Below are 24079 nucleotides of genomic sequence, written 5' to 3' on the forward strand. Positions count from 1 at the left end.
GAAAGATGAACAAAGGTTGATCCTGCATCGCAGCAAGCAAAGAAAGCAGCAAAAAGGCCGGCTTGCGCCGGCCTTTTCATTGTCCTCGGTATTCCTACGGATGAACGATCATTCCGCGGGCGGCAGCGCAGGAAGCTCCGCTTCCGGCGCGGGCGACACGACAGACGCCTGCTTCTCGCGCTCGTCCAGGATCAGCTTGTCGCGCTTCATCGCGACTTCGCGGATCTTGGCCATGGAGGCGCCGGTGCCTGCCGGGATCAGCCGGCCGACGATGACGTTCTCCTTCAGACCCTCGAGCGGATCGATCTTGCCGTTGACCGCCGCCTCGGTGAGGACGCGGGTGGTCTCTTGGAACGAGGCCGCCGAGAAGAACGAGCGGGTCTGGAGGCTCGCCTTGGTGATGCCGAGCAGAACCGGCGTTCCCGTGGCGGGCTTCTTGCCCTCTTCCTTGGCCTTCTCGTTCAGCGCGTCGAACTCGATCTTGTCGACCTGCTCGCCGGAGATCATGTCCGTGTCGCCCTGGTCGGTGACTTCCACCTTCTGGAGCATCTGACGGACAATCACCTCGATGTGCTTGTCGTTGATGAGCACGCCCTGGAGCCGGTAGACCTCCTGGATTTCGTTGACCAGGTAGGCCGCGAGCTCCTCGATGCCCTTGACCGCAAGGATGTCGTGCGGCGCCGGGTTACCTTCGACGATGAAGTCGCCCTTTTCGACGACGTCGCCGTCCTGAAGGTGGATGTGCTTGCCCTTCGGGATCAGGTACTCGCGCGGCTCCTCGGTCTTGTCCATCGGCTCGATCGAGATGCGACGCTTGTTCTTGTAGTCGCGCCCGAACCGGATGGTGCCCGCGATTTCGGCGATGATCGCCGCATCCTTCGGACGCCGGGCCTCGAACAGTTCCGCCACCCGCGGCAGACCGCCGGTGATGTCACGCGTCTTGGCGCTTTCGGTCGAGACACGGGCGAGGATGTCACCCGGATTGACCTTGGCTCCGACGTCGACCGAGAGGATGGCGTCGACCGACAGCATGTAGCGGGCATCGCCGCCGCGGGCGAGCTTGAGCACCTTGCCGTCCTTGCCCTTGACCACGATGGCCGGGCGCAGGTCCGAGCCGCCGCGGGTCGAGCGCCAGTCGATGACCACACGCTTGGCGATACCGGTGGCCTCGTCGAGCGTTTCCGAGATCGACTGCCCCTCGACCAGATCCTCGAAGCCGATGGTACCTTCGACTTCGGTGAGGAGCGGACGGGTGTAGGGATCCCACTCGACGACGCGCTGGCCGCGCTTGACCATGTCGCCTTCGTCGACGTGCAGGCGCGAGCCGTACTGGACACGGTGCGTCGCACGCTCGGTGCCGTCAGCATCGACGATCGCCACCACCATGTTGCGCACCATCGCGATCAGGTGACCTTCGCTGTTGCGGGCGATGGCCTTGTTCCGGATCACGATCTTGCCGTCGAAGTTGGCTTCGACGAAGGACTGCTCGTTGAGCTGCGCCGCACCACCGATGTGGAAGGTGCGCATGGTGAGCTGGGTGCCCGGCTCGCCGATCGACTGCGCCGCGATGACGCCGACCGCTTCGCCGTGGTTGACCGGCGTGCCGCGGGCGAGGTCGCGGCCGTAGCACTTGCCGCAGATGCCGTTGACGAGCTCGCAGGTCAGCGCCGAGCGGATCTTCACCTCCTGCACACCACCCTGCTGGATGGCTTCCAGATGGCTCTCCTCCATCAGCGTGTCGCGCTTGATGATCACCTTGCCCGAGCTGTCACGGATGTCTTCACAGGCCGTGCGTCCGAGGATGCGCGAGCCGAGCGAAGCGACCACGGTGCCGGCATCGACGATGGCGCGCATCTTGATGCCGAGCTTGGTGCCGCAGTCGGACTGCGTGATGATGCAGTCCTGCGCCACGTCGACGAGACGACGAGTCAGGTAGCCCGAATTCGCGGTCTTCAACGCGGTGTCCGCGAGGCCCTTACGGGCGCCGTGGGTCGAGTTGAAGTACTCGAGCACCGAGAGGCCTTCCTTGAAGTTCGAGATGATCGGCGTCTCGATGATCTCACCCGACGGCTTGGCCATCAGGCCGCGCATGCCGGCGAGCTGGCGCATCTGGGCCGGCGAACCGCGGGCACCGGAGTGAGCCATCATGTAGATCGAGTTGATGTCGGCATCGGCCCCGCTCGCCGTCTTCTTGGTCGAGGAGATCTCCTTCATCATCGCCTTGGCGATTTCTTCCGTGGCCTTCGACCAGGCGTCGACGACCTTGTTGTACTTCTCGCCATGGGTGATCAGACCGTCGTTGTACTGCTGCTCGAAATCCTTCGCCAGCGTACGGGTGGTATCGACGATCTTCCACTTGCCGTGCGGCACGACCATGTCGTCCTTGCCGAACGAGATGCCGGCCTTGAACGCATTGTAGAAGCCGAGCGCCATGATGCGGTCGCAGAAGATCACCGTCTCCTTCTGACCGCAGTGACGGTAGACCTGGTCGATGACGCCCGAGATCTCGCGCTTGGTCATCAGCTTGTTGATGATCTCGTACGAAATCCGCGGATTCTTCGGCAGCAGATTGCCGAGCATGACGCGGCCGGCGGTGGTCTCGATCCAGCGCGTCGAGACCTTGCCGGTCTCGTCCATGCCCTGCCACCGGTACTTGATCTTGGTGTGGAGGTGGATGACCTTCGCATGCAGCGCGTGCTCGAGCTCGGCCATGTCGCCGAAGATCTTGCCCTCGCCGGGCAGGCCTTCGCGCATGATCGAGACGTAGTAGAGACCGAGCACGATGTCCTGCGACGGCACGATGATCGGCTGGCCGTTCGCCGGATGCAGGATGTTGTTGGTCGACATCATCAGGACGCGCGCTTCCAGCTGCGCTTCGAGCGACAGCGGGACGTGCACGGCCATCTGGTCGCCGTCGAAGTCGGCGTTGAACGCCGAGCAGACCAGCGGGTGGAGCTGGATCGCCTTGCCCTCGATCAGCACGGGTTCGAACGCCTGGATGCCGAGGCGGTGCAGCGTCGGCGCGCGGTTGAGCAGCACCGGATGCTCGCGGATGACCTCGTCCAGGATGTCCCAGACCTCGGGCCGCTCCTTCTCGACCAGCTTCTTGGCCTGCTTCACGGTGGTGGACAGGCCCTTGGCGTCAAGCCGCGAATAGATGAACGGCTTGAACAGCTCGAGCGCCATCTTCTTCGGCAGGCCGCACTGATGCAGGCGCAGCTCGGGACCGACCACGATCACCGAACGGCCCGAGTAGTCGACGCGCTTGCCGAGCAGGTTCTGGCGGAAACGGCCCTGCTTGCCCTTGAGCATGTCGGCGAGCGACTTCAGCGGACGCTTGTTGGCGCCGGTGATGACGCGGCCGCGGCGGCCGTTGTCGAACAGCGCATCGACCGCTTCCTGAAGCATGCGCTTCTCGTTGCGGATGATGATGTCGGGCGCGCGCAGCTCCATCAGCCGCTTCAAGCGGTTGTTGCGGTTGATGACGCGGCGGTAGAGGTCGTTGAGATCCGAGGTCGCGAAGCGGCCGCCGTCCAGCGGCACCAGCGGACGCAGGTCCGGCGGAATCACCGGGACCACGGTCATGATCATCCATTCCGGCTTGTTGCCGGAGTGGCGGAACGCTTCCACGATCTTCAGGCGCTTGGCGAGCTTCTTGTGCTTGATGTCGGAGTCGGTCTCCTGCATCTCGACGCGCAGCGAGGCCTCGAGCTTCTCGAGGTCCATGCCCTTGAGCAGCTCGCGGATCGCTTCGGCGCCGATCATGGCGGTGAAGCTGTCCTGGCCGTACTCGTCCTGCGCCTTCAGATACTCGTCTTCCGACAGCAGCTGACGGTCCTTGAGCGCGGTGAGGCCCGGCTCCAGCACGACGTAATATTCGAAGTAGAGGATCCGCTCGAGATCCTTCAGCGTCATGTCGAGCAGAAGGCCGATGCGCGAGGGCAGCGACTTCAGGAACCAGATGTGGGCGACGGGGGCTGCGAGCTCGATATGGCCCATGCGCTCGCGCCGGACGCGCGACAGCGTGACCTCGACCGAGCACTTCTCGCAGATGATGCCCTTGTACTTCATGCGCTTGTACTTGCCGCACAAGCACTCATAGTCCTTGATCGGCCCGAAGATGCGGGCGCAGAACAGGCCGTCGCGCTCGGGCTTGAAGGTACGGTAGTTGATGGTCTCCGGCTTCTTGATCTCGCCGTAGGACCAGGACAGAATCTTCTCTGGAGACGCGATCGAGATCCGGATCTGGTCGAAGACCTGAGCCGGCGTCGTCGGGTTGAAGAGATTCATAATTTCTTGGTTCATCGTCTTCTCCTCGCGTGCCGGTCGCCTCCGGCCGCAAATTCGAAAATCACTCGAGCACGGCGCCCTGCCCTCAAGGCCTCGGGAGGGGCGCCAATGCCCGGCCGCGAAGGCCGGGCATGACAGGTCGAATTACTCGGCCGCTTCCGACGTCGGCGCCGGTCCCATCTTGGAGTTGTGCAGGTCGACGTTGAGGCCGAGCGAGCGCATTTCCTTGACCAGCACGTTGAACGATTCCGGAATACCGGCCTCGAACGTGTCGTCGCCGCGCACGATCGCCTCGTACACCTTGGTGCGGCCGGCGACGTCGTCCGACTTCACCGTCAGCATTTCCTGGAGCGTGTACGCCGCGCCGTAAGCCTCGAGCGCCCACACCTCCATTTCGCCGAAGCGCTGGCCGCCGAACTGCGCCTTGCCGCCCAGCGGCTGCTGGGTGACAAGCGAGTACGGACCGATCGAACGCGCATGGATCTTGTCGTCGACGAGATGGTGCAGCTTGAGCATGTAGATGTAGCCCACCGTCACCTTGCGATCGAACGGATCGCCGGTGCGGCCGTCATAGACGGTCGACTGACCCGAAGCGTCGAGACCGGCAAGCTTCAGCATCTCCTCGATGTCGGCTTCCTTGGCGCCGTCGAACACCGGGGTTGCGATCGGAACACCGCGGCTGAGGTTATGGCCGAGTTCGAGCAGCTCGTTGTCGTTGAGCGACTTGATCGTCTCGTCCTCGCCGTAGACCTTCTTCAAGGTTTCCTTCAGCGGCTTGATGTCCTGCTTCGACAGGTACGCATCGACCGTCTGGCCGATACGCTTGCCGAGGCCGGCGCAGGCCCAGCCGAGATGGGTCTCGAGGATCTGTCCGACGTTCATGCGCGAGGGCACGCCCAGCGGATTGAGCACGATGTCGGCGTGCGTACCGTCTTCGAGGAACGGCATGTCCTCGATCGGCACGATCTTCGACACCACGCCCTTGTTGCCATGGCGGCCGGCCATCTTGTCGCCGGGCTGGATCTTGCGCTTCACCGCGACGAAGACCTTGACCATCTTCATCACGCCGGGCGGCAATTCGTCACCGCGCTGCAGCTTCTCGACCTTGTCGAGGAAGCGCTGCTCGAGCCCCTTCTTCGACTCGTCGTACTGCTTCCGCATGGCCTCGATCTCGGCCATCAGCTTGTCGTTCGGCGAGGCGAACAGCCACCACTGCGACTTCGGGTACTCCTCGAGCACCGCACGGGTGATCTTGGTGTCCTTCTTGAAGCCCTTCGGACCGGCAATGCCCTGCCGCCCTTCGAGCAGCTCGGCAAGACGGTTGTAGACGTTGCGGTCCAGGATCGCCTGCTCGTCGTCGCGGTCCTTGGCCAGACGCTCGATCTCTTCCCGCTCGATCGCCAGCGCACGCTCGTCCTTGTCGACGCCGTGACGGTTGAACACGCGCACTTCCACGATCGTGCCCTGCACGCCCGGAGGAACGCGCAGCGAGGTGTCGCGGACGTCGGAAGCCTTTTCGCCGAAGATGGCGCGCAGGAGCTTTTCTTCCGGCGTCATCGGGCTTTCGCCCTTCGGCGTGATCTTGCCGACCAGGATGTCGCCGGCGCGCACTTCCGCACCGATGTAGACGATACCGGCTTCGTCGAGGTTCTTCAGCGCTTCTTCCGAGACGTTCGGAATGTCGCGGGTGATTTCCTCAGGCCCGAGCTTGGTGTCGCGGGCCATCACCTCGAACTCCTCGATGTGGATCGAGGTGAAGACGTCTTCCTTCACGATCCGCTCGGAGAGCAGGATCGAGTCTTCGAAGTTGTAGCCGTTCCACGGCATGAACGCGACGAGCACGTTACGCCCCAGAGCGAGCTCGCCGAGATCGGTCGACGGACCGTCGGCGATGATGTCGCCCTTCTTGACGATGTCGCCGACCTTCACCAGCGGACGCTGGTTGATGCAGGTCGACTGGTTGGAGCGCTGGTACTTCATCAGGCGGTAGATATCGACGCCCGACTTGGTCGGATCGAGATCTTCCGTGGCGCGGATGACGACGCGGGTCGCGTCGATCTGGTCGATCACGCCCGAACGGCGCGCCGCGATCGCAGCGCCCGAGTCACGGGCAACGACGCCCTCCATGCCGGTGCCGACGAACGGCGCCTCGGCGCGAACCAGCGGCACCGCCTGGCGCTGCATGTTCGAGCCCATCAGCGCGCGGTTGGCGTCGTCGTTCTCGAGGAACGGGATCAACGCCGCGGCGACGGAGACGAGCTGCTTCGGCGACACGTCCATATAGTCGACCTTGTCCGGCGTCACCGGCAAGACTTCGCCGGCGTGACGGCAGACCACGAGATCTTCGGTGAAGCGGCCCTTCGGATCGAGCGGCACGTTGGCCTGCGCGACCGTGTAGCGGCCCTCCTCCATCGCCGAGAGGTACACGACCTCGTCGGTGACGCGGCCGTCCTTGACCTTGCGATAAGGCGTCTCGACGAAGCCGTACTTGTTCACGCGCGCGAAGGTCGCGAGCGAGTTGATCAGGCCGATGTTCGGACCTTCCGGCGTCTCGATCGGGCAGATGCGGCCGTAATGCGTCGGATGCACGTCGCGCACCTCGAAGCCGGCACGCTCGCGGGTCAGACCGCCCGGTCCAAGTGCCGAGAGGCGGCGCTTGTGGGTGATCTCCGACAGCGGGTTGGTCTGGTCCATGAACTGCGAGAGCTGCGAGGAGCCGAAGAACTCGCGCACCGCGGCAGCCGCGGGCTTCGCGTTGATCAGGTCCTGCGGCATGACCGTGTCGATATCGACCGAGGACATGCGCTCCTTGATCGCGCGCTCCATGCGCAGGAGGCCGATGCGGTACTGGTTCTCCATGAGCTCGCCGACCGAGCGCACACGGCGGTTGCCGAGATGGTCGATGTCGTCGATCTCGCCCTTGCCGTCGCGCAGGTCCACCAGCGTCTTGATGACGGAGAGGATGTCCTCCTTGCGCAGCGTACGCTGGGTGTCGGGCGCATCGAGGTCGAGGCGCATGTTCATCTTGACGCGGCCGACCGCGGAGAGGTCGTAACGCTCGGCGTCGAAGAACAGCGACTGGAACATGGCCTGCGCCGATTCCAGCGTCGGCGGCTCGCCCGGACGCATCACGCGGTAGATGTCGAACAGCGCATCCTCGCGCGTCATGTTCTTGTCGGCCGAGAGCGTGTTGCGGATGTAGGGGCCGACATTGACGTGATCGATGTCGAGCAGCGGCAGTTCCTTGTAGCCCTGCTCGTTGAGCGCCTTCATCAGCTTGTCGGTGATTTCCTCACCGGCTTCGGCGTGGATCTCACCGGTCTTCGGGTTGACGAGGTCCTCGGCGACGTAATTGCCGACCAGCTCTTCGTCAGCCATGCGCAGCGCCTTCAGCCCCTTCTCCTGGAGCTGGCGGGCGGCACGGACGGTGAGCTTCTTGCCGGCCTCGAGCACGACCTTGCCGGTATCGGCGTCGATCAGATCGTTGACGGTCGAGTAGCCGCGGAAACGGTTGGCGTCGAACGGAACGCGCCAGCCTTCCTTGGTCCGCTTGTAGAGGATCCTCTTGTAGAACGTGGACAGGATCGCCTCGCCGTCGAGGCCGAGGGCGAACATCAGCGACGTCACCGGAATCTTGCGGCGACGGTCGATACGCGCATAGACGATGTCCTTGGCGTCGAACTCGATGTCGAGCCAGGAACCGCGATACGGGATCACGCGGGCGGCGAACAGCAGCTTGCCCGACGAATGGGTCTTGCCCTTGTCGTGGTCGAAGAACACGCCGGGCGAACGGTGCATCTGCGAGACGATGACGCGCTCGGTGCCGTTCACGATGAAGGTGCCGTTCATCGTCATGAGCGGGATATCGCCCATGTAGACGTCCTGCTCCTTGATGTCCTTGACCGACTTCGCGCCGGTTTCCTCGTCGATATCGAACACGATGAGGCGCAGCGTCACCTTGAGGGGAGCCGCGAAGGTCATGCCGCGCTGGCGGCACTCGTCGACGTCATATTTCGGCTGCTCGAACTCGTAGCGGACGAATTCCAGCATCGAGGTGCCCGAGAAGTCCGAGATCGGGAACACCGAGCGGAACACCGCCTGCAGACCCTCGTCGAGACGGCCGCCCTGGGGCTCGTCGACCATCAGGAACTGGTCATAGGACGCCTTCTGAACCTCGATGAGGTTCGGCATCTCGGCGACTTCCTTGATATGTCCGAAGAACTTGCGAACGCGTTTGCGACCGGTGAATGTCTGCTGCGCCATCGTGGCCTCTCATTTCGTCGCCCGCTCTGGGCGCGCCGTCCGGAACGCGGCTGCCACCGCTCCCCGGGTTGAATTTTTCGAACCCGTTTTGGGGGGTCGGAAACTCAGGTTCAGGCGGGAATGTCCTGAATCTGTTCTTCAGACCTTCAAAACGCAAAACGACGCGCGGGGCGCTGGTGTGCGCGCCCGCCCGTCACAACGATCGTCTTCACGGACTGCAAAAGCCCGAAATAGCCTGCTCTCCCAACGGCTTACAGGGAAATCCGGCCTCCCTGCCCACCGCGCTTTCGTGCTGTCGACCCGATATGGGGCGACAATAGTGCAGATTCGAGGGTTAAACCCGCAAATCCCCACACTTTTTCGTGTTCGGCCTGCGTCGGATCGTTCCGTCGCACGCCTTTTGCATCCAGCCCACCCTCTCGGGGGGACCAGGATCCCGGGCCGAGCCGATGCCCGCCCGGGATCCCGCACCAGTAAGCGGTGCTTACTTGAGCTCGACCTTGGCGCCAGCCTTCTCGATCTGGGCCTTGATCTTCTCGGCTTCTTCCTTGTTCACGCCTTCCTTCAGCGGCTTCGGAGCACCCTCGACGAGGTCCTTTGCTTCCTTCAGGCCGAGACCGGTGATGGCGCGGACTTCCTTGATGACCTCGATCTTCTTCTCGCCGGCAGAGGCGAGAACGACCGTGAACTCGGTCTTCTCTTCCGCCGGAGCGGCAGCAGCACCACCACCAGCCGGGCCGGCCACGGCGACAGCCGCGGCAGCCGAAACGCCCCACTTCTCTTCGAGGAGCTTCGCCAATTCAGCGGCTTCGAGCACGGTGAGGCTCGAGAGGTCGTCAACGATCTTCTGCAAGTCAGCCATTGTTCAGTTTCCTTAGGTGTAAGTCTGGTTCGGGTTTGAGTTTTGCGAAGGGCGTCAGGCCGCTTCGCCCTTTGAGGCATGAGCCTGGATGACGCGCGCGAGCTTGCCCGCGGGCGCGTTGGCGAGCTGGGCCAGCTTGGTCGCCGGGGCCACGATGAGGCCGACGATCTTGCCGCGCAGTTCGTCAAGCGACGGCAGCGAGGCAAGCGCCTTCACGCCGTCGACATTCAGGACGGTCTTCCCCATCGAGCCGCCGACGATGACGAACTTTTCGTTCGCCTTGGCGAATTCGATGGCGACCTTTGGCGCCGCTACCGGATCGTTGGAAGTCGCGATCACGGTCGGTCCCTTCAGCATGGGGCCGATGGCAACGACGTCAGTGCCTTCAAGAGCAATTTTGGCGAGACGGTTCTTCGAGACCTTCACCGCAGCGCCCGCCTGCTTCATCTGCTGGCGCAGCTTCTGCATCTGGGCGACGGTGAGGCCGGAATATTGAGCAACGACCGCGACGCTCGTGGTCTTGAAGACCTCATTGAGCTGTTCGACCGCTTCTTTTTTTGCCGCTCGTTCCACAGCAAGCTCTCTCCGGTTGGCGGTCATCGCGAGAAGCGGGACCGCCGGGTTGCACCCATCGTCCCGCCCAAACCTGAACCTCCGGGTCAAAAACCCATCGGACACGCCGGGCAAGACGACAATTCAAAGCCTGCCCTCCGGGAGCCCCTCAAAGGCCCACGGCGTGTCGAGGTCCGAACCAGACCCGATTCGCAAAGCCAGCCCTCAAAGCTGGGTGCGAAGTGAAATCCGGTCTTCACCCGTCTATGCAGGCCATGCGATTAAGCCGTTGAGAAATCGAAATTTCCCGCGGGCGCCTGCAGTCTTGGACAGGACAAGGTCAGCCGGCGAACCGCCCGACCTCTGCCCGCATCCCAGCCAACCGACGGTTTCCCTTCCTTTTCCGGCAAATCCTTGCGGACGTCCTGAAAAGGAATGATCTCCTGCCGTGTCGGGTTTTCGGAATGCGTGCACGAACGCGCCAGCCGAGGCCGGCACGTCCGGAGGCGGTTCTTTAACCGCTCCGGGCCTGCTTGCCAAGAGCAAAATTCACACCAGTTCCAATCGATTGCCGGCCGGGCTTGAACGCCTGCAAAAAGCACGTAGCCGCCGAAGGTTAGCGAACCCTTTTCCCACGATGGCTCATCGGCGCACACGCCTTACGGATCGGGCAAGACTTCTCAGCTAAGGGTTGAGTCGCGCGCCCTCTTACCTCCCCAGCGGCAAGTCGACAAGGATCGACCAGATGATCCGGCACACCATCACCCTGATCGTCGGTCTGGTGATCCTCGCGGCCGTCTATGGCTTGCTGGGAACCAGCTCGTTCCCCGTCCAGTTCATGCACATCATCGCGGGCGGCCTCAACGTAGTCTGGATGACGGTCGTCATTGGCATGATGACGTTCGGCGCGATCCGGAAACAGCCCGGCCTGATCGCGGCTCCGCCGTTGTTCTTCGCAATCTGGTTCGGCGCTTCGGTCTGGAGCCGGTATCAGGTCGAGGCGACAACCGATCCCTCCCTCGCCGTCCGCACGATCCCGACCGAGTTGAAGTCCATTCGGACCGTCACTCTGGTAACCAACGGCGTCCGGGGTTGCTGCGGCCAGGTCTCTCTCCTCGCCAACGGCCTGATCGACCGCTATGTCCACGCCACTGACGACGAGAAAGGCCATATCGGACCGATCCGGATGACCGAGCTTGCGGCCGCCAAGGACTGCAGCGCGGACGAGTTGCGCAACTCGGAACTATTGCAGCGTGCTGGGCGCATCGGCGAATGCCTAAAGACGACGATGATCGACAGCATTCCCGACGGCCTCGTGGTTCGAATGAAGGTCAGGCCCTACCACCCCATGGTGGGTTGCTGCACCGTCGGTATGCTCAATGTCCGGCACAACGGCGAGGAACGCGTGGCGGCGACCTGGCACTCTGGCCGTCGTGTCGTACTCAGCTACGCCCCGCTGTTCGGGCGGCCCAACCTGCCGGACCCAACATTGTCGCTGTGGGAGGGATTCTCCGGCGGCCCATCGCAAATGGTCTGGATCGGAGGGCCCAGCTTTACCGGTGAGGACCTCGCGGCCGCAGCCTACGGCATCGACTGGGCCGCACCACCGAAGATGCCCGATATCAGCACTGCCGAGTTGATCCGCCGTGCAGCCGAAATTTCAAGAGGTCCGACCCGCACTGCCGCGCTCGACATCGCCCTGACGGTCCAGGCCAAGGGTGGCGTCGATGACGACCTGCTTGGCGTGATGGCTTCCTTCATTGAGCTGTCGAGCCTTACCAGTAACGCCCGCGAGTCGATCCAGAAATTCTGGTACAAGCTCGATCCTGGTCGGCAGCGCAAGTTCATCGACCTAATCGTGGCGCGTATGCAGGACCCCGCCATTGGCTTCGATTACAACGAGGTAGCTCTGCCGTTTCACTGGGACGCCGAGAAATTCCCCGGCATTGCGGACCAGGCCCTGCAAATCTTCGAGGAACGGCGCGACCTGAAGACCTGGGAATACGAGCTGGCACTGCGACTCGCCAGCAAAACAGCCTACCAATCGGATCAATATGTGGACGAGCAGCGCCAGCGATTTCGTTTGATACGGGATGACGCCAGCGACGCCTTCGTCAACCGCATGCTGGCGTTCAAACGAGTCTATCTCATCCGCAATGATGAAGAGCGTGAATTTCTTGCTCGGCAGCTCGATCGCGTCCCCGATGGACGACTCGAGCAGTTCCTGCAGGCGGCCGGCTGGAACAGCCCCTATCCGGCCCTGACGCCCATGACCCGGATGCTGCGCGAACGTGCGGCAGCGCGCATTGCCATGGTGAAAGACGACAAGCTCCGGCGCGAGCTGCAGGACAGATTCCGCCTCGATCGCGCCAGCTAGGATTTGACCGCGTAAGGCAGCGGTTTGCCTTCGAAAAACGCGGTCAGGTTCGCCAGCACGCAGTTCTGCATGGCGACGTGCGAGTCCAGGGTGTGGCCGCCGATATGCGGGGCGAACACGACGTTCGGCAGCGCGGTCAGCGCGTCGGGCGCGTGCGGTTCCTTCTCGAAGACGTCGAGGCCGGCGCCGGCTATGGTCTTGCCGGTGAGCGCCGCGACCAGGGCTTTCTCGTCGATGACAGAGCCGCGGGAGATGTTGACGACATAGCCGTCCGCCCCGAGTCGCCTGAGGATATCGGCATTGACGGCGTGCTGGGTCTCGGCCCCTGCCCGCACGGCGACCATCAGCACGCCGCACCAGTCGGCGAGCGCTTCCAGCGACGGGAAATATTGATAGGGCAGATCGTATTTGGTGCGGCTGAAATAGCCGACCTCGCTCTCGAAGGCGGCGCAGCGCGCGGCGATCTTGCGGCCGATCTCGCCCATGCCATAGACGCCGATACGGCGGCCGGGCATGCCGGCCTGGGGACGCATCATTGGCGACTGTTTTGACGCAGCCCAATCGCCGCTGCGGACATACTGGTCGGCAACCAGGATCCGCCGCGTCGTCGCCAGCATCAGGGTCATCGCGATATCGGCGACGGAGGCTGCATTGGCCCCGGGGCTGTGGCCCACCGCGATGTTGCGAGCGGCGGCCGCCTTCAGGTCGACGCCGTCATAGCCGGTGCCGTAGCAGACGATGGCGCCGAGCTTTGGAAACAGGTCCATCGCCTCTGCCTCCAGCGGCGAGCCGCCCGCGGTGAGCAGCGCGCGGATGCCGCCGAGCTCGTCGGCCGAAAACACCTCGCGCGCGGGCTTGCCGCCGGTGTCGAGCAGTTCGAACCGTTCGGCGAAGCGCGCCATCATCGTCTTGGGAAAGCGCGAGTAGATCAGGACCTTGTCAGCCATTGTTCTTGTTTCCGCTCAACGCCGCCACAAACGACGAGGGGCGGAATCGGTTGCCCAATTCCGCCCCTCGCCTCATGCAATTTCCAGACTTAGCCGAGAATGGTGCCCGGCTCGACCTTCACGCCGGGGCCCATCGTCGAGGACACCGCAACGCGCTGGATGTAGGTGCCCTTGGAGCCAGCCGGCTTCGCCTTGGAGACAGCGTCAGCGAGAGCCTTGATGTTCTCGACCAGCTTCTCCTCGGAGAAGGAAGCCTTGCCGACGCCGGCCTGCAGGATGCCGGCCTTCTCGACGCGGAACTCGACCGAGCCGCCCTTGGCACCCTTCACCGCACCGGTGACGTCCATGGTCACGGTGCCGATCTTCGGGTTCGGCATCAGGCCGCGCGGGCCGAGCACCTTACCGAGGCGGCCGACCAGCGGCATCATGTCGGGGGTGGCGATGCAGCGGTCGAAATCGATCGAGCCGTTCTGCACCTTCTCGACCAGGTCCTCGGCGCCGACGACGTCGGCACCCGCAGCCTTGGCCTCGTCGGCCTTGGCGCCGCGGGCGAACACGCCGACGCGGAGGGTACGGCCGGTGCCGTTCGGCAGGGTCACGACGCCGCGGACCATCTGGTCGGCGTGACGGGGATCGACGCCGAGATTGATCGCGACCTCGATGGTCTCGTCGAACTTCGCTTTCGCGCGCTCCTTGACCATCTTGATGGCATCCGCGAGCGGGTAAAGCTTTTCGCGGTCAATGCCTTCGCGGGCTTTGTTCAAACGCTTTCCGATTGCCATGGCCGCTTACCCCGCAACTTCCAGACCCATCGAACGGGCAGAGCCCTCGACCATCTTCATGGCCGATTCGATGGTGTCGCAATTCAAGTCCTTCATCTTCTTCTCGGCGATCTCGCGCACCTGCGCCTTGGTCACCTTGCCGGCCTTGTCACGGCCCGGCGCCTTCGAGCCGGACTGGATCTTGGCGGCCTGCTTGAGGAAGTAGGACATCGGCGGCGTCTTCATCTCGAAGGTGAAGGAACGGTCCGCATAGATGGTGATGATCACCGGGATCGGGGTGTTCTTCTCTTCCTTCTGGGTCTGGGCGTTGAACGCCTTGCAGAACTCCATGATGTTGAGACCGCGCTGACCGAGCGCGGGACCGATCGGGGGCGAAGGATTCGCCGCACCGGCCGGGACCTGAAGCTTCAGGTATCCGGTCACTTTCTTTGCCATGTATCACTCCTGTTGTGCCGGCGGAGCCGGCGGTTTCAGGTTCGTGGTCGGGATCTCGAGCGGCTGGCAACCGCCCTCGTCCTCCCACGGCCTCTCTTTGCGCGAAGCCTTTCGGCTTCACGCGCTACCCGATCAGACTTTCTCGACCTGACCGAATTCCAGTTCGACGGGCGTAGCGCGACCGAAGATCGACACCGCGACCTTCACGCGCGAGCGAGCCTCGTCGATTTCCTCGACCACACCCGAGAACGAGGCGAACGGGCCGTCGGCCACGCGCACGTTCTCGCCGATCTCGAACGACACCGACGCCTTCGGCCGTTCCACGCCCTCCTGCACCTGGTGCAGGATGCGCATGGCCTCGGCTTCCGAGATCGGCATCGGCTTGTTTTCAGCGCCGAGGAAGCCCGTGACCTTCGGCGTGTTCTTGATCAGATGGAACGCCTCGTCGGTCAGCTTCATCTTCACCAGCACGTAGCCCGGGAAGAACTTGCGCTCGGCGTCAATCTTGCGGCCGCGGCGCACTTCCGTGACCTTCTCGGTCGGAACCAGCACCAGCTCGAACAGCTCCTCGAGCCCGCGCTGCTTGGCCTGCTCGCGGATCGATTCGGCGACCTTCTTCTCGAAGTTCGAGTAGGCGTGGACGATGTACCAGCGCTTGTCGGACACTTGAGCGGTTGCTGTAGCCATCAGTGGATGCCCAAAAGGAAGGTGATGAGAACACGGATGATCTGGTCGGCGGCGAAGAAGAAGATCGAGGCCACCGCGACCATGACGAACACCATGATGGTGGTGATCGTGGTCTCGCGGCGGGTCGGCCAGGTGACCTTGGCGGTCTCCGAGCGCACTTCCTGCAAGAACTTGAACGGGCTGACTGCCATCGTTTGAGGTCCAGCGTCCGTCGACAGACGCACATGAATTTCAGGGATCCGAACAGCCGCCGTTGGCCCAGCCCTCTGTCTCGAAGGATGAGCCGGGAACCGGGCTCGATTGTTCGGGGATTTAAAGCCGCGCCGGAGATCCGCGTCTAACGGGCCGGCTGCGAGTGCGGGGTATCTACTGCGGTTGGGACCAAACGTCAAGATAGAGAGGGCTTGTACGGGCAAGCCGCCCTCCCCCGGACGGCCGTGCAGAGGCCATGTGGATCAAGGACTTATCCACTGCCCGCAAGGCGCCATCCGGGGCGGCCTTCCGCAGCCCGGCAGCGTCAGTCGGCCCGGTCCACCATGGAAATGCCCGGCAGCGGCACCATGAACTTTCCGCCCTCGGCGAAATAGCGGGCGTGCTTGGCCCGGATCGGATCGATATAGCGCCAGGCGAAGACGACGACGAAGGCCGGCTTGCGCTCGTACAGCGCCGTGGGCGGCAGGATCGGGATGTCGTAACCCGGGCCGGCCATCACATTCGCCTTTTTGGGATCATCGTCCACCAGGAAGTCGATCTTGTTCTCCAGGCCGAACTGCGGCAGCAGAGTCGTGGTGCCCACGGAGACGCCATAGCCGGCAACCAGCTGACCGCGCGCATGGGCGGCATCGGCCATCGCGACCAGCTCGTCGCGGATCGCGGCGATCCTCTTCACATAGGGCGCATAATAAGCCGGCTGATCGACACCGAGCCGCTCCTCTTCGGCAACGAACCGCGCGACTTCCGCCGACGGCTTCTTGGCGCCGCCGGCGCGCTGCACGGTCACGCGAATCGAGCCGCCCTTGGTCCAGATGTGCTGAACGTCGATCAGCTCCATGCCGAGCCGGGCAAAGAAACGGATCAGCGGCTTGATGTTAAAATACGACAGATGCTCGTGATAGACGGTGTCGAGAAGGTTCTTCTCGGTGACGTCGACGCCATACTGCGTTTCGAACACGAACAATCCGTCCGGCGCCAGCACGTCGCGAACCCCGATCACCAGCGGGTCGAGATTGTCGACATTGGCGATCATGTTGTTGGCGATCACGACGCTGGCGGCACCGTGGCTCTGAAGGATGCGGCGACCGATCACGTCGGTGAAGAAATCACCGACGGTCTCGATCCCAGCTTCCGTTGCGCGCCGCGCAATGTCGACGGCGGGGTCGACGCCCAGCACCCGCATGCCCCGCTCCTTGAAGAAGCCGAGCAGCGATCCGTCATTGCTGCCGAGCTCGACGACCAGCGAGCCCGGCGCGATCCCGAAGCGGCTGACGACGTCGTTGGCATAACCGGCGAAATGCTCCCGCAGGCCGAGCGAGAGCGAGGTGGTGTAGACGTAGTTGCGGTACTGCACCTCCGGATTGCCGACATGGAGGATCTGGAGATGGCCGCAATCCCTGCACAGGTGCAGCGCCATCGGCACCGCGGCCCGGAAGACGGGATCGTCGACGCTGGCGTTCGGCACCTGGAAGTTCGGCGTGCCAATCGGCATGCCGGCCATCGGAACGACCAGCTCTTGCTTGTCCGAATGACAGAGGCGGCAGGTATGGCGGACGTAGAATAGGTTTTGCATCATAGAACCGGAAAACGGAGACATGCGAGCGAGCGGGACAATCCCGCCCTGTGAAGATCAGATCGACGGTAATGGTAGATAAGCACAGCGATGGACAGCAGCAGCTTCACCGAGAACAGGGCCGCCTGTTTGAACCGCGCCTGCATCGGATGCCCGCCTCAGGATGCCGGGTATTCCGCTCGACCGATGACGAGGTCGATCGCGGCCATCATCCAGAACTGGTGCGTGGTCTCGACAATGTTGTAGCTGCGGCTGTCCACCCAGAAATTGACGTCGCCGAGATTGCGCAGCGGATTGTCCGCATTCATGCCCGACAGCGTGATCACGCCGAGCTTCATCGTGCGCGCCTGCGCAATCGCATTCAGGATGTTCTTCGAGCGGCCCGACGAACTGATCGCGACGAGGCAGTCGCCGGCACGGGCGCTCAGCCGCACGGCGTGTGCGATCCAGTCCTCGAAACCGTAGTCGTTGGCAAGGCACGACATCATGCTTGCATCGCTGAAGCAGAGCGCAGGCACCGATGCGTTCTTTGCGAGGTCGATCGCCAGATGCGAGGCGATGCCGGCCGAACCACCATTACCGATGAAGATGACGCGACCGCCCTGCTCGCGCGTGCGCAACCAGGCTGTGCGGGTGGCGGAGATGCTGGCAAAAATACCATCGTCAATCGCGGTCGCGCGATGCAGGCGCCCCATGTAGTCGTCGAGGAAAGCCTTGTGATCGGGATCGAGAGACTCAGCGGGCATGGTGTGACGGCTCGACTGCAACATCACGCCCTGATACCGGCTATTACTAGGGATTGCAAAGGTATATTACTTGCAGAAGGTGCGATTCGACTGTTAGTCGGCTTCGGGGTTTCACTCAACATTGGCGACGCCCGCAGGGCATTCGCGCTACGGATGTTCCTCATGAAATGCATCGTCACTGGCGGCGCCGGCTTCATCGGCAGTCACCTCGTTGATCGCCTCCTCCATGACGGCCATGAGGTGATCGCGCTCGACAATTTCGTCATTGGGCGTTCCGAAAATCTGTCGTCGCACGCCGATTCGAGCCGGCTGAAGATCGTCCGGGCCGACGTCACTGACCGCGAATCGATCAGCCCGTATTTCAACGGTATCGACTGGGTGTTCCACCTCGCGGCACTCGCCGACATCGTTCCCTCGATCGAATCGCCGATCCCGTATCACCGCGCCAACGTCGACGGCACGGTCAACGTTCTCGAGGCCGCGCGCCAGGCGGGCGTCAGCCGCTTCGTGTATGCGGCGTCGTCGTCCTGCTACGGCCTCCCCGATGTCTACCCGACACCGGAGAGCGCCGAGATCCGGCCGATGTATCCCTACGCTCTCACCAAGAATCTCGGCGAGCAGTGCGTCATGCACTGGTGCCAGGTCTACAAGCTTCCGGCAGTAGCGCTCCGCCTGTTCAACGTGTTCGGGCCACGCCATCGCACCACGGGGACCTACGGCGCCGTGTTCGGCGTGTTCATGGCGCAGAAGCTTGCGGGCAAGCCCTTCACTGTGGTCGGCGACGGCGAGCAGACCCGCGATTTCACCTTCGTCAGCGATGTCGCCGACGCCTTCGTCACGGCCGCACGCTCCGACGTCTCGCACGAGATTTTCAACGTCGGCTCGGACAACACCTACAGCGTCAACCGGCTGGTCGAACTGCTCGGCGGCGACAAGGTCCACATTCCCAAGCGTCCCGGCGAGCCCGACTGCACCTACGCCGACATCACCAAGATCAAGCGGGTCCTGAATTGGGCACCGAAGGTGAAATTCGAGGACGGCGTCGCGACGATGCTGAAGTCCATGGACCAGTACAAGGACGCCCCCCTGTGGACGGTGGACAAGATCGCCGACGCCACCAAGGACTGGTTCAAATATCTCGGTGACGACAACGATGCGGCGTCAGGCCCGTCGCAGAAGGCAAGCTACTGAACAGCTTCGCCGAATATTGTTGCCCCGGGTCGATTAATTTCGGAGCGGCCGGCTGAGGCCGGCCGGCGCTTTGGGTAACTCACATGGGTAACATTCTGACAGACAAGTCGGCGGTCCATCCGGCACCGCACGAGAAGATCAAGACGATCGAGCAACTGGGCGAGATCGCGCGGGCCGCGCAGGCCGAGGGCCGCACCGTTGCGCTCTGTCACGGCGTGTTCGATCTCGTGCATCTCGGCCACGTCCGGCACATCCTGGCTGCGCGCAACGAGGCCGACGTGGTCATCGTGACCATCACCGCCGACTGTTTCGTCAACAAGGGCCCGGGACGGCCGATCTTTCCGGAGAGCATGCGCGCCGAGATGCTGGCCGCACTCGGCACGGTCGACTGGGTCGGCATAAACCGGACCTCCAGCGCCGAGCCGGTCCTCGATACCGTGCGCCCCGACATCTACGTGAAGGGCTCGGACTACGAAAATCCCGAGGATGACGTCACCGGCAAGATCGCCACCGAGCGCGAGGCCGTCGAGCGCCACGGCGGGCGCCTCGTCTTCACGCGCGACGTGACCTTCAGCTCGTCGTCGCTGCTGAACCGCTACTTCGACATCTACGACCCCCCTCTGCGCGACTACCTCCGGAAGGTGCGCGAAAGCGGCGGCGCCGAACGCCTGCTGAAGCTGATCGACAAGATCCAGGACATGCACGTCGTGCTGGTCGGAGATACGATCATCGACGAGTACCAGTACGTCACGGCGCTCGGAAAGGCCTCGAAGGAGAACATCGTCGCGACCCTGTTCAAGAACCGCGAGCAATTCGCAGGCGGCGTGATCGCCGCGGCGAACCATGTCGCGAGCTTCTGCAAGTCGGTCGAGATCGTCACGACGCTGGGCGGCGAGGACTACCCCGAAGCATTCCTCCGGGCGCATATCCGCCCGAACGTCAAGCTGACGCCGATCCGCGTCGAGAACCGCCCGACGACCCGCAAGCTGCGTTATGTCGAGCTTGGCTACCTGCACAAGTTGTTCGAGGTCTACACCATGAACGACACGCCGGTCAGCGCGGCGCAGCGGGAGGAGATCGACAGGGTCACCGCGGAGCGCGTGCGCGGCGCGGACGTGGTCATCGTCACCGATTTCGGTCACGGCATGATCGCATCGAGCACGATCGACACTTTGATCGCGAACTCCAAGTTCCTGGCGGTCAATGCCCAGAGCAACAGCGGCAACCACGGCTACAATCTGATCACGAAGTATCCGCGCGCCGACTACATCTGCATCGACGCACCGGAAGCGCGCCTGGCCGCCACCGACAAGTTCAGCGACATTGCGTCGGTGATCGAAGACGGCCTGCACGGCAAGATCGCCTGCGACAACATGATCATCACGCACGGCTCCTTCGGCTGCTACCCCTTCTCGTCGAAGACCGGTGTGGCGCGCGTTCCCGCCTTCACCAAGACCGTAGTCGACACCGTCGGCGCGGGCGATGCATTCCTGACGATTACGGCGCCGCTGGTCGCCGCAGGCGGCAATATCGAGGACGTCGCCTTCATAGGTAACGCGGCCGGCGCGATCAAAGTCGGTATCGTGGGCCACCGCAGCTCGGTCGAAAAGCCGCCGCTGGTCAAGTTCGTGACCGCGTTGTTGAAATAGCGCGAACGAAGAATCTGGAGAACGGCAGTGATTGATCAAAAATGGAACGTGATGGTCACCGGTGGCGCCGGTTATGTCGGCAGCGTGCTGGTGCCCCAGCTGTTGGCGGCGGGCCACAAGGTCACCGTGCTCGACCTGTTCATGTACGGTGAAGACGTCTTCGACGCCGTCCGTGACAACCCCAACCTGCGCCTGATCAAGGGCGACATCCGCGACGAGGCCGCGATCAACGAGGCCCTGCGCGGCAACAATGCGGTGATCCACCTCGCCTGTATTTCCAACGATCCCTCGTTCGAGCTCGACCCGACGCTCGGCAAGTCCATCAACTACGACTGCTTCCGGCCGATGGTGCGCGCGGCGAAGAAGGCCGGCATCAAGCGTTTCATCTATGCGTCCTCGTCCAGCGTCTACGGCATCAAGGACGAAGCCGAGGTGACCGAGGATCTGTCCTGCGAACCGCTCACGGACTATTCCAAGTTCAAGGCGATGTGCGAGACCGACCTTGCCGACGAAGCTGCGTCCGGGTTCGTGACCTGCACCGTTCGTCCCGCCACCGTCTGCGGCTACGCACCGCGGCAGCGGCTCGACGTCGTCGTCAACATCCTGACCAACCTTGCGGTCAACACCGGCCGCATCCGCGTGTTCGGCGGAACGCAGCGCCGGCCTAACCTGCACATCCAGGACATGTCGGCAGCCTATCTGTTCCTGCTCCAGCAGGACGACACGAAGATCGACGGCAAGACCTACAACATCGGCTACGAGAACCACTCGCTGATGAAGATCGCCGACATCGTCAAGTCGGTGGTCGGCAATAACGTCGACATCGCGGTCGAGCCGACCGACGATCTGCGCTCGTATCACGTCTCTTCGGAGAAGATCCGCCGCGAGCTCGGATTTGCGCCGACACATACGATCGAGCAGGCCGTGTCGGGTCTGGTGGACGCCTTCAAGACCGGCCGTCTGCCGAACTCGCTCAACGACCCCAGGTACTTCAACATCAAGATGATGCAGAACATCAGCCTGAAGTGAGCGGCGTGCGGATCGGCATCGATTTCGACAACACGATCATCTGCTACGACAAGGTCTTTGCCGCCGCGGCACGTCAGCGTGGGCTGGTGCCGGAGGGCTGGGAGGGGCTGAAGACCGATGTGCGGGATTACTTGCGATCCCGCACTGGCGGCGAGCTCGCCTGGCAAGGCCTACAGGGCTTCGTCTACGGCAAGGGCATTGGCGGCGCCGAAATCTATTCGGGGGTGCGGGAATTCCTGGCGGCGTGCAGACAGGCCGGCGCGAAGGTTTACATCGTCAGCCACAAGACCCGATTCGGTCATCAGGACCCCGACCACACCGACCTGCGTGAAGCCGCACGCGGCTGGCTGCGTGGTGCCGGCCTGATCGACGCTGCGGATGCGGCGGTGGCCGCCGGCGACATTTATTTCGAGGACACGATGTCCGCCAAGGTCGAGCGACTCGTAAGCCTGGAGCTCGACATCTTCATCGACGATCTCGCCGAGGTCTTCGAGCAACCGCATTTCCCGAAGGGCACGCGCTCGATCCTGTTCACGCGTTCGCAGCCCCCGCACCCCGAACATTGCAGGCCGATCGCGACATGGGCCGGCATCCGCAACGAAGTGTTTGCGGCATGAGCGAGCCCGACATCAGCGCAGCGGATGCAATGGCGATCGGCAGCCGTCTGGCAGGCGCCCCGGTCACGGCCGCCCAGCCGGCGCGATCCGGCGGCAACAACAGGGTGTTTCGGCTTGAAATGGCAAAGGGACCGGCCCTCGCCCTCAAGCATTATCCCTCCGACGGGCGCGACCGCCTGGGACAGGAATATGACGCGCTGTCGTTCCTGTCGCGCCACGGCATCATGTCGACACCGCGCCCGATCGCGAAGGATTCTGATGCGTTCTGCGCGCTGTATCAATGGTTCGACGGCGAGGCGGCGGTGCTGCGTCCGCAGGACGGCGATGCCGATCAGCTGGCCGACTTCCTGATCGAGCTGCAGAAACTGCGCGACGCCGACGGCGCGCAGACTTTGCGGAACGCGTCAGCCAGCATCTTTTCGCCCGAGGAAGCCATCGCCCAGTACGAGCAGCGCCTGGACGGACTGAGGCGGGCCTCGGACGATCATCCGGACCTGCGCGCATTCATCGACGGCAGCCTGGTGCCCAGCACGTCCCTCGCGATTCGAAAGCTGCGCCTGCGCTATGCGGAATTCGGCCGGGATCCCGCAGCGGATCTTGCGCTCGCGCATCGCGCATTGAGCCCGTCCGATTTCGGATTACACAATGCGCTGCGCAGCGAAGACGGCCGGCTGCGCTTCATCGACTTCGAATATTTCGGCTGGGACGATCCGGTCAAACTCGTGTCCGACACCGCGCTTCATCCCGGTAGCGATCTGCCCGAAGCCAAAGCAAACCGGTTGACCGAACGCCTCACGCAAGCTTTCGCGGCTAGGGATGACTCGTTTGCGGTCCGCCGTGACGTACTGTATCCTGTGTTCGGAGCGATTTGGTGCCTGATTGTCCTGAACGCCTACTTGCCGGAAAGCCGCTCCCGGCGCGCCTTGGCTGCGCAAGGTGGCGACCTGACGGTGCGCCTAGCCGGTCAGTCAGACAAAGCCCGCCGGCTCCATCAAGCGATTTGCCAACGTGATCCAGATCTCACCCCACGCTGAAGCCGCCCTCACCTGCTCGCTGGACGAGCGCAGCCTGTATTTGCGTCGCCTTGTCCTCGGTTCCGTCCGTTCCGCGGGACGCGGACATGTCGGTCCGGCCTTGTCGCTGATCGAGATGGTCCGCGTGCTCTACGACGATGTGCTGCGGATCGATCCGAAGAATCCGCGCGATCCCAATCGCGACCGCGCCATTCTCAGCAAGGGACACGGTTGTCTCGCGCTCTACGCGCTCCTGGCCGATCGCGGCTTCTTCCCGCTGTCGGAATTGGACGGCTTTTGCGGCCCCGACAGCATCCTGGGCGGGCATCCCGAATACGGCATGGTGCCGGGGGTCGAGGCGTCGACCGGCGCGCTCGGACACGGCCTCTCGATTGGTGTCGGCCTTGCGCTTGCCGCACGCATGCGCGAGCGCAACTACCGGACCTTCGTCCTGCTCGGCGACGGCGAGATCAATGAAGGATCGGTGTGGGAAGCTGCGATGGGTGCGGCCAAGCATGGGCTCGACAACCTGGTCGCGCTGATCGACTACAACAAGCTCCAGAGCTACGGGCCCACCGACTACGTGCTGCCGCTGGAGCCGCTTGCGGACAAGTGGCGCAGCTTCGGCTTCGCCGTGCAGGAGGTCAACGGCCACGACGTCGGCACCCTGCGCACCGTCCTGAAGCAGGTCCCGGCCGTTGCGGGCAAACCCACCGCCATCATCTGCCATACCGTCAAGGGCAAGGGTCTTCCGGCTGCGGAGTCCAACGCCGATTGGCATCACAAGAACAAGCTGACCGACAGCGAGCTCGACGCCATTCGCGTTGCTGTCGGCGATTTTTGATCGGCTCCC

General features: G+C 63.3%; 18 protein-coding genes. 7 read left to right on the top strand and 11 right to left on the bottom strand.

The window, feature by feature from the left end:
* Positions 1-108: 108 nt before the first annotated feature.
* From rpoC to rplJ, 4 genes are all read right to left on the bottom strand, one after another.
* Positions 109-4305, bottom strand: coding sequence for a DNA-directed RNA polymerase subunit beta' (gene rpoC, locus ACVJ19_RS34370; RefSeq protein ID WP_453953491.1), 4197 nt, complete (start codon positions 4303-4305; stop codon positions 109-111).
* 129 nt (positions 4306-4434) lie between these two features.
* On the bottom strand, positions 4435-8553 hold the full coding sequence (gene rpoB / locus ACVJ19_RS34375) for a DNA-directed RNA polymerase subunit beta (protein WP_453953492.1): 4119 nt from the start codon (positions 8551-8553) through the stop codon (positions 4435-4437).
* 484 nt (positions 8554-9037) lie between these two features.
* Positions 9038-9415, bottom strand: a complete 378-nt coding sequence (rplL, locus tag ACVJ19_RS34380) for a 50S ribosomal protein L7/L12 (RefSeq protein ID WP_018647233.1) — start codon at positions 9413-9415, stop codon at positions 9038-9040.
* A 54-nt stretch (positions 9416-9469) separates the two neighbouring features.
* Entirely contained in the window at positions 9470-9988 is a 519-nt protein-coding gene (gene rplJ, locus ACVJ19_RS34385; protein ID WP_025037001.1) for a 50S ribosomal protein L10, read from the bottom strand.
* 724 nt (positions 9989-10712) lie between these two features.
* Here rplJ and ACVJ19_RS34390 point away from each other — a divergent pair.
* Entirely contained in the window at positions 10713-12344 is a 1632-nt protein-coding gene (locus ACVJ19_RS34390) for a hypothetical protein (protein ID WP_453953493.1), read from the top strand.
* Here the strand turns inward: ACVJ19_RS34390 and ACVJ19_RS34395 are convergent.
* The 7 genes from ACVJ19_RS34395 to ACVJ19_RS34425 all read right to left on the bottom strand — a co-directional run bounded on the left by ACVJ19_RS34395 (position 12341) and on the right by ACVJ19_RS34425 (position 17727).
* Positions 12341-13291: a 2-hydroxyacid dehydrogenase gene (locus ACVJ19_RS34395; protein ID WP_453953494.1), complete on the bottom strand. Its 951-nt coding sequence runs from the start codon at positions 13289-13291 to the stop codon at positions 12341-12343. The two genes, ACVJ19_RS34390 and ACVJ19_RS34395, sit on opposite strands and share 4 nt — an antisense overlap.
* Positions 13292-13380: 89 nt before the next feature.
* The gene (gene rplA / locus ACVJ19_RS34400) at positions 13381-14073 is read right to left on the bottom strand and encodes a 50S ribosomal protein L1 (protein WP_018647230.1); all 693 of its coding nucleotides are present in this window, start codon (positions 14071-14073) and stop codon (positions 13381-13383) included.
* A 6-nt stretch (positions 14074-14079) separates the two neighbouring features.
* Positions 14080-14508, bottom strand: a complete 429-nt coding sequence (rplK, locus tag ACVJ19_RS34405; RefSeq protein ID WP_011088164.1) for a 50S ribosomal protein L11 — start codon at positions 14506-14508, stop codon at positions 14080-14082.
* Between the two features lie 132 nt (positions 14509-14640).
* Positions 14641-15195, bottom strand: coding sequence for a transcription termination/antitermination protein NusG (gene nusG / locus ACVJ19_RS34410; RefSeq protein ID WP_018647229.1), 555 nt, complete (start codon positions 15193-15195; stop codon positions 14641-14643).
* Positions 15195-15386: a preprotein translocase subunit SecE gene (secE, locus tag ACVJ19_RS34415; RefSeq protein WP_007602984.1), complete on the bottom strand. Its 192-nt coding sequence runs from the start codon at positions 15384-15386 to the stop codon at positions 15195-15197. The genes nusG and secE overlap by 1 nt, the downstream gene beginning before the upstream one ends.
* A 326-nt stretch (positions 15387-15712) precedes the next feature.
* Positions 15713-17005, bottom strand: coding sequence for a methyltransferase domain-containing protein (locus ACVJ19_RS34420; RefSeq protein ID WP_453953495.1), 1293 nt, complete (start codon positions 17003-17005; stop codon positions 15713-15715).
* 134 nt (positions 17006-17139) lie between these two features.
* Entirely contained in the window at positions 17140-17727 is a 588-nt protein-coding gene (locus ACVJ19_RS34425; RefSeq protein WP_453953496.1) for an SIS domain-containing protein, read from the bottom strand.
* Between the two features lie 162 nt (positions 17728-17889).
* On the opposite strand from ACVJ19_RS34425, the gene ACVJ19_RS34430 reads away from it, so the two are divergent.
* From ACVJ19_RS34430 to ACVJ19_RS34455, 6 genes are all read left to right on the top strand, one after another.
* On the top strand, positions 17890-18918 hold the full coding sequence (locus ACVJ19_RS34430) for an SDR family oxidoreductase (protein WP_453953497.1): 1029 nt from the start codon (positions 17890-17892) through the stop codon (positions 18916-18918).
* Between the two features lie 83 nt (positions 18919-19001).
* Positions 19002-20567, top strand: coding sequence for a PfkB family carbohydrate kinase (locus tag ACVJ19_RS34435; RefSeq protein ID WP_453953498.1), 1566 nt, complete (start codon positions 19002-19004; stop codon positions 20565-20567).
* A gap of 27 nt (positions 20568-20594) precedes the next feature.
* Positions 20595-21596, top strand: a complete 1002-nt coding sequence (locus tag ACVJ19_RS34440) for an NAD-dependent epimerase/dehydratase family protein (protein ID WP_453953499.1) — start codon at positions 20595-20597, stop codon at positions 21594-21596.
* Positions 21597-21601: 5 nt separating this feature from the next.
* Positions 21602-22213, top strand: coding sequence for a hypothetical protein (locus ACVJ19_RS34445; RefSeq protein ID WP_453953500.1), 612 nt, complete (start codon positions 21602-21604; stop codon positions 22211-22213).
* Positions 22210-23247 carry an aminoglycoside phosphotransferase family protein gene (locus tag ACVJ19_RS34450; protein WP_453953501.1) on the top strand — a complete coding sequence of 346 codons (1038 nt, stop codon included), beginning with the start codon at positions 22210-22212 and terminating at the stop codon, positions 23245-23247. Before ACVJ19_RS34445 ends, ACVJ19_RS34450 begins: the two co-directional genes overlap by 4 nt.
* Complete coding sequence (locus ACVJ19_RS34455) at positions 23222-24070, top strand: transketolase (RefSeq protein ID WP_453953502.1); 849 nt, start codon at positions 23222-23224, stop codon at positions 24068-24070. Before ACVJ19_RS34450 ends, ACVJ19_RS34455 begins: the two co-directional genes overlap by 26 nt.
* The last annotated feature ends 9 nt before the right edge of the window (positions 24071-24079 follow it).

This window comes from Bradyrhizobium sp. USDA 376 (genome assembly GCF_054063675.1).

Bases quoted from the DNA above. Each gene is read 5' to 3' on its own strand.
- ACVJ19_RS34425 (WP_453953496.1), bottom strand. From the start codon at position 17,727: ATGCCCGCTGAGTCTCTCGATCCCGATCACAAGGCTTTCCTCGACGAC.
- rplL (WP_018647233.1), bottom strand. From the start codon at position 9,415: ATGGCTGACTTGCAGAAGATCGTTGACGACCTCTCGAGCCTCACCGTG.
- ACVJ19_RS34395 (WP_453953494.1), bottom strand. From the start codon at position 13,291: ATGGCTGACAAGGTCCTGATCTACTCGCGCTTTCCCAAGACGATGATG.
- nusG (WP_018647229.1), bottom strand. From the start codon at position 15,195: ATGGCTACAGCAACCGCTCAAGTGTCCGACAAGCGCTGGTACATCGTC.
- rplK (WP_011088164.1), bottom strand. From the start codon at position 14,508: ATGGCAAAGAAAGTGACCGGATACCTGAAGCTTCAGGTCCCGGCCGGT.
- ACVJ19_RS34450 (WP_453953501.1), top strand. From the start codon at position 22,210: ATGAGCGAGCCCGACATCAGCGCAGCGGATGCAATGGCGATCGGCAGC.
- secE (WP_007602984.1), bottom strand. From the start codon at position 15,386: ATGGCAGTCAGCCCGTTCAAGTTCTTGCAGGAAGTGCGCTCGGAGACC.
- rplA (WP_018647230.1), bottom strand. From the start codon at position 14,073: ATGGCAATCGGAAAGCGTTTGAACAAAGCCCGCGAAGGCATTGACCGC.
- rpoC (WP_453953491.1), bottom strand. From the start codon at position 4,305: ATGAACCAAGAAATTATGAATCTCTTCAACCCGACGACGCCGGCTCAG.
- ACVJ19_RS34435 (WP_453953498.1), top strand. From the start codon at position 19,002: ATGGGTAACATTCTGACAGACAAGTCGGCGGTCCATCCGGCACCGCAC.
- rpoB (WP_453953492.1), bottom strand. From the start codon at position 8,553: ATGGCGCAGCAGACATTCACCGGTCGCAAACGCGTTCGCAAGTTCTTC.
- ACVJ19_RS34430 (WP_453953497.1), top strand. From the start codon at position 17,890: ATGAAATGCATCGTCACTGGCGGCGCCGGCTTCATCGGCAGTCACCTC.
- ACVJ19_RS34420 (WP_453953495.1), bottom strand. From the start codon at position 17,005: ATGTCTCCGTTTTCCGGTTCTATGATGCAAAACCTATTCTACGTCCGC.
- ACVJ19_RS34390 (WP_453953493.1), top strand. From the start codon at position 10,713: ATGATCCGGCACACCATCACCCTGATCGTCGGTCTGGTGATCCTCGCG.